Annotated in this window: 3 protein-coding genes and 2 pseudogenes; 2 read left to right on the top strand and 3 right to left on the bottom strand. The window is 71.5% G+C overall.

The window, feature by feature from the left end:
- A pseudogene (locus F3J10_RS34155) lies at nt 1-532 on the top strand (efflux transporter periplasmic adaptor subunit); the annotation flags it as partial.
- Entirely contained in the window at nt 529-3,630 is a 3,102-nt protein-coding gene (locus F3J10_RS34160; protein ID WP_167243919.1) for an efflux RND transporter permease subunit, read from the top strand. The pseudogene F3J10_RS34155 and the gene F3J10_RS34160, both read left to right, overlap by 4 nt.
- A gap of 25 nt (nt 3,631-3,655) precedes the next feature.
- Here F3J10_RS34160 and F3J10_RS34165 read toward each other — a convergent pair whose 3' ends face one another.
- The 3 genes and pseudogenes from F3J10_RS34165 to F3J10_RS34175 all read right to left on the bottom strand — a co-directional run.
- The gene (locus tag F3J10_RS34165; protein ID WP_166916744.1) at nt 3,656-4,108 is read right to left on the bottom strand and encodes a ParB N-terminal domain-containing protein; all 453 of its coding nucleotides are present in this window, start codon (nt 4,106-4,108) and stop codon (nt 3,656-3,658) included.
- Entirely contained in the window at nt 4,105-5,316 is a 1,212-nt protein-coding gene (locus F3J10_RS34170) for a type III PLP-dependent enzyme (protein ID WP_166916746.1), read from the bottom strand. The genes F3J10_RS34165 and F3J10_RS34170 overlap by 4 nt, the downstream gene beginning before the upstream one ends.
- Nucleotides 5,313-5,550: pseudogene (locus F3J10_RS34175) on the bottom strand (siderophore biosynthesis protein SbnG); the annotation flags it as partial. The pseudogene F3J10_RS34175 and the gene F3J10_RS34170, both read right to left, overlap by 4 nt.

The following is a 5,550-nucleotide window of genomic DNA, read 5'->3' on the forward strand; positions in this document are numbered from 1 at the left end:
GCTCGCCCAGCTGGTCGGGGCCGGCGGCGGCGGTCGCGAGGGCGAGGCCGCGCCGCCGGCCAACGTGATGCTCGGCGTCGAGCCGGCCGACGCCCGCATGCTGAAGCCGGGCGACACGCTGCGGATCGACGGACTGTCGCCCCGCCCCGGCACGCCGCGCGAGGGACGCGTCAGCGTCGTGGGCGCCGCGATCGATCCGCAGAGCCAGTTGGTCGACGTCGGGGCCGCGGGGCCGCTCGCCGGCAGCGCGCTGATCCCGGGCACGCGCGTGCGCGCGGAGATCGCCGCCAACTCCGGCACCTGGTGGAACGTACCGCGCCCTGCCCTGCTGCGCGATGCGCAGGGTGCCTATGTCTACCAGGTCGGCCCCGACACGCGCGCGCATCGCATCGCCGTCACCACCCGGGTCGAGAACCAGGCCGGCTACGGCGTCGACGGCCCGCTCCACGCCGGCTGGCCGCTGGTGACATCGGGCAACTACGAACTTGCCGACGGCATGGCCGTGCGCGTCGACCAGGGGGGCGCGCGATGAAGGCCGGCCAATGGATGCAGGCGCATCGTCGCTCGCTGCTGTTCGTGATCGCGCTGCTGGCGATCGCCGGCGCGCTGAGCGCACTGCGCCTGCCGATCTCCCTGTTCCCCGACGTCGCGTTCCCCCGTGCGGTGGTATCGCTCGACGCCGGCGACCGGCCGGCCGAGCAGATGGCGGCACTTGTCACGATGCCGGTCGAGGAAGCCTTGCGGCGCGTGCCCAAGGTGCAGGACGTGGAATCGCGGACCAGCCGCGGCGCGGCGGAAATCTCGCTGAATTTCGGCTGGGGCACCGACATGGCGCAGGCCACCCTGCAGGCCCAGGCCGCGATCGCCGAAGTGCTCTCCACGCTGCCGCCGGGTACCACCATGCAGGTGCGCCGGATGGACCCGACCGTGTTTCCGGTGCTGGCCTACAGCCTGACCTCGGCCACCCGCTCGCCGTCGCAGTTGCGCGACCTTGCCCAGTTCCAGTTGCGCCCGCTCCTGTCGGCGGTCGCCGGCGTGGCGCGCGTGGACATCACCGGCGGCGCGCAGGACGAACTGCAGGTGGCCGTCGACCCGCAACGGCTGGCCGCCTTCGGCCTGTCGGTGGCCGACGTCTCGCGGGCGGTCGGCGCCGGCAACCTGCTGATGGCCACCGGCCGCATCGAGGATCACGACAAGCTCTACCTGGTGGTGGCCGATGCGGCCTTCGACGGCCTGGACGCGCTGCGCAAGGTGGTGGTGGCCAGCCACGGCGGCACCCAGGTGCGGCTCGACCAGGTGGCGACCGTCACGCGCGGCGTGGTCCCGCAATGGATCCGGGTCACCGCCGACGGCCGCGACGCCGTGCTGGTCAACGTCTACCAGCAACCTGGCGCGAACAGCGTGGCGATGGCCGCCGCGATCCGCGCCAGGCTCGACGGCTTCGCCGCGCAGATGCCGGCCGGCGTGCACCTCGCGAACTGGTACGACCAGAGCGAGCTGGTGGTGGCCTCGGCGTCGAGCGTGCGCGACGCGCTCCTGATCGGCGTGCTGCTGGCCGCCGCGACCCTGTTCGTGTTCCTGCGCAACCTGAAGATCACGCTGATCGCGGTGGCCCTGGTGCCGGTGGTGATGGCGGCCACCATCCTGCTGCTGAGCGTGGCCGGAATGGGCTTCAACATCATGACGCTGGGCGGGATGGCAGCGGCCGTGGGGCTGGTGATCGACGACGCGATCGTGATGATCGAGCACATCGTGCGGCGCCTGCGCGAGCCGAACCAGCACGGTTACCACGGCCGCGTGATGCGCGCGGCGCTCGAATTCACGCGCCCGCTGGCCGGCTCGTCGGCGGCCACGCTGATCATCTTCGTGCCGCTTGCCTTCCTGTCGGGGGTGACCGGCGCCTTCTTCAAGGCGCTGTCGGTGACCATGGCCAGCGCGCTGCTGATCTCGTTCCTGGTCACCTGGCTGGCGATCCCGATCCTCTGCGACCGCTGGCTCGGCGCGAAGGATGCCGAGGCGCACCGCGAGACGCGGCTCGCCGCCTGGTTCAGGCAGCGCTACACGGCGCTGGTCACGCGCGCCAGCGCCAGGCCTTGGTGGCTGCTGGCCGGCGTGCTGCCGCTGCTGGCCGCGTCGGCCTTCGCCTATACGCAGGTGGGCAGCGGCTTCATGCCCTCCATGGACGAGGGTGGCTTCGTGCTCGACTACCACACCGCGCCGGGTACCTCGGTGGCCGAGACCGACCGGCTGATCCGGCAGGTGGAGGCGATCGTGCGCGCCAACCCCAATGTCGACACCTATTCGCGCCGTACCGGCGCGGGCCTGGGCGGCGATCTCAACGAGCCCAACAAGGGCGACTTCTTCATCCGGCTCAAATCCGGCAAGCGTGAACCGATCGCGGTGGTGATGGAGGAGATCCGCGCGCGCGTCGACACCCAGGTGCCCGGGGTGAGCATCGAACTCGCCCAGTTGATGGAGGACCTGATCGGCGACCTGACCGCCGTGCCTCAGCCCGTGCAGATCCGGATCTATGCCGACGACAGCGCCATGCTCGAACGCACCGCGCGGCAGGTCGCCGCGAAGATCGGCACGATCCGCGGCATCGTCGACGTGAACGACGGTATCAACCCGGCCGGCGACGCGCTCGAGCTGCACCTGCGCGCGGATGCCGCCGCCGCCGAGGGCATGGATCCGCAGGCGATCGCCCAGCAGCTCTCCGACCTGCTGCAGGGCACGGTCGCCACCCAGTACCAGCTCGGCCCGAAGACGATCGGCGTGCGCGTGCAACTGGCCGGCGCCCGGCGCCTGACCGATTCCGAGCTCGGCCGCCTGTCGATCCGCGCACCGGACGGCCACCTGTTCGCGCTGTCGCGCGTGGCCGCGCCCGAAACCGTCAGCGGCCAGCCCGAGATCAGCCGCGACAACCTGAAGAGAATGGTGGCGGTCACCGCGCGCATCGACGGTCGCGACCTCGGCTCGACCATCGCCGAGGTGCGCCGCGCGCTGGCCGCGCCCTCGCTGCTGCCGGCCGGCGTCTACTACGAGCTGGGCGGCCTCTACCAGCAGCAGCAGATCGCGTTTCGCGGCCTGCTGGCGGTGTTCGGCGCGGCCCTCGCGCTGGTGTTCGCCCTGCTGCTGTTCCTCTACGAGCGGCTGCGCATCGCGCTGGCCGTGCTCGCCATGCCCCTGCTGGCCACCGGCGCGGTGTTCGTCGGGCTGTGGCTCACGGGCATCGAACTGAACATCTCGGCGATGATGGGAATGACGATGATCGTGGGCATCGTCACCGAGGTCGCGATCTTCTACGTGTCGGAGTTCCACGCGCTGATCGACGAGGACGGCATGGCCGTTCGCGAGGCGCTGATCGCCGCCGGCCGCAACCGCTTGCGGCCGATCGCGATGACCACGATCGCCGCGATCCTCGCCCTGCTGCCGCTCGCCTTCGCGATCGGCCAAGGCTCGGCGATGCAGCAGCCGCTCGCGATCGCGATCATTTCCGGCCTCGCGGTGCAGTTGCCGCTGGTGCTGGTGGTGCTGCCGGCCTTGCTGCGGCTGCTGCTGGCACCGCGCGACGGTCGCGGCGAGCCCGAAGCGGACGCCCCCGCCGCGCACTCGCCGACCGAAGGCTGAAGCGGACGCCCCCGCCGCGCTCGCCTCAACCAGGCAGGGCCACCTCGCTCGGCGTGATGCCGGCAGGCGCGGGTTGCCGCGGCTGCAGCAGGTGCAATGACACATGGCAGGCCGGCAGTGGCGCATCGAATGCGTGGCGCGTGGTCTTGACCGGATAGAGATCGCCCGCCAGGGCCCGCGCGACGATGGCCTCGGGCGTCACCGCGTAGCCGGCGCGCGTGGCCTCGACCGGGACCTCGCGATACGCGAGCAGCAGCACCGGCACCCGCGCCAGGCCGAGCGCCAGCGCGGCGGCCAGCCGGTGATGGCCGTCCATCACCACCAGGCTGGCGCGCTCGGCCACCAGCGGCACGCGCCAGATGCCGCCGTCGCGCATCGAGTCGGCCAGCGCGGCCGCGTGGTCGGGATCGTGCCGTTCATGCGGCAACAATCGGACGGGGTCGATAAAGCGCAGATGCAGGGCGCGCAGCTTGCTCATGCCGGTTCGCCCCCGAAAAAGATCCGCTCCGGATGCGGATGGCTGAGGAAATCGTGATGCGAGATATGCCAGCCGTAGGCGCCGGCCAGCCGGAACACCACCCGGTCGCCGACGCGCAAGCGCTCGACATGGACCTCGCGGGCGAACACGTCCTTGGGCGTGCAGAGCTCGCCGCACAGGCTGATCCTGCCGTCGCGCAATTCCGGCCGCGCGAACGCATAGGGCCAGGCGTCGTTCGGCACCACCTGGAACGGGTGGTCGTGCTGCCAGGACGCGGGCAGGCGGAAGTGATGCGTGCCGCCGCGCAGCACCGCGAAGTCCCGGCCGTGATTGCGCTTCAGGTCGATCACCTCGGCCACGTAGCAACCGCAATCGGCCGAGATGAAACGCCCGCACTCGAACACGATGCGGCAGTCGACTCGCTGCTGCGCCAGCAGCCCGTGCAGCCCATCGCAGAAGCCGGTCCAGTCGAACTCCCGCGCGGGATCCGCATAGTCGATACCAATCCCGCCGCCGACGTTCAGTATCTCGAGCACGAGGCCATGCGAATCGCGCAGCGCGGCCGCGATGCCGAGGTAATGATCGATCAGCGCCAGGTGCGAGCGCGCGTCCAGGTTGTTCGACAGCGCGTGCAGATGCAGCCCTGCCAGCCGGATGCCCGGCAGCGCGGCCGCCAGCGCGATCAGCGCCGGCGCCTGGCGCTCGTCGATGCCGAACTGGGTGGCCTGCCCGCCCATCGTCAGCGTGCCGGTGGCGCGCGGCGCCGCGCCTTCCCTGCCGAACGGCAGCGGGTTCAGGCGCAACAGCACGCGCGCCGGTCGCCCCGCCTCGCGCGCGATCGCATCGAGTCGCCGCAACTGCAGCTCGCTCTCGACATGGATCAGTTCGACGCCATGCTCGAGCGCGCCGCGCAGCTCGCGATCGGTCTTGCCGGGGCCGCCGAACACGATCCGCGCATCGCCGGCCGCCTCGCGCACGCGCTCGATCTCGCCGAGCGAGGCCACCTCGAAACCCGCCACCGTGCCACGCAACGCGGCCAGCACCGGTGCGTCGCTGTTGGCCTTGACGGCATAGAACAGCTCGCATCGCTCGGGCAGCGGCGCCACCAGCCGCATGGCACGGGCACGCAGATGGTCGAGGTCGTACAGATAGGCGCAGGCCGGCGACGGCGCCCGCGCGAGATAACGTTCGATGATGTCGCGGTTCATGCGGTACCTGCCTGGAAAAAGCGGAGATGGTGTTCGCGCGTGGCCGCCAGCGCGCGGCGCGCGATCCCGCGGTCGTCGCCGGTGATCACCAGCCGGGCGCCCGCGCGGGCGGCGGCGGCGATCTCCTCGTCGTCGCGCGGCAGGGCCATCGCGAGTTTGTGATGACGGTGCGCGGCTGCCTCGACGCGCGCGAGCGCATCGCGCACGGCCGGGTCGCGGGTGCGCCATGGCAGC

The sequence above is a fragment of the Burkholderia sp. Cy-637 genome (assembly GCF_011753175.1).
GTDB lineage: Bacteria > Pseudomonadota > Gammaproteobacteria > Burkholderiales > Burkholderiaceae > Burkholderia > Burkholderia gladioli.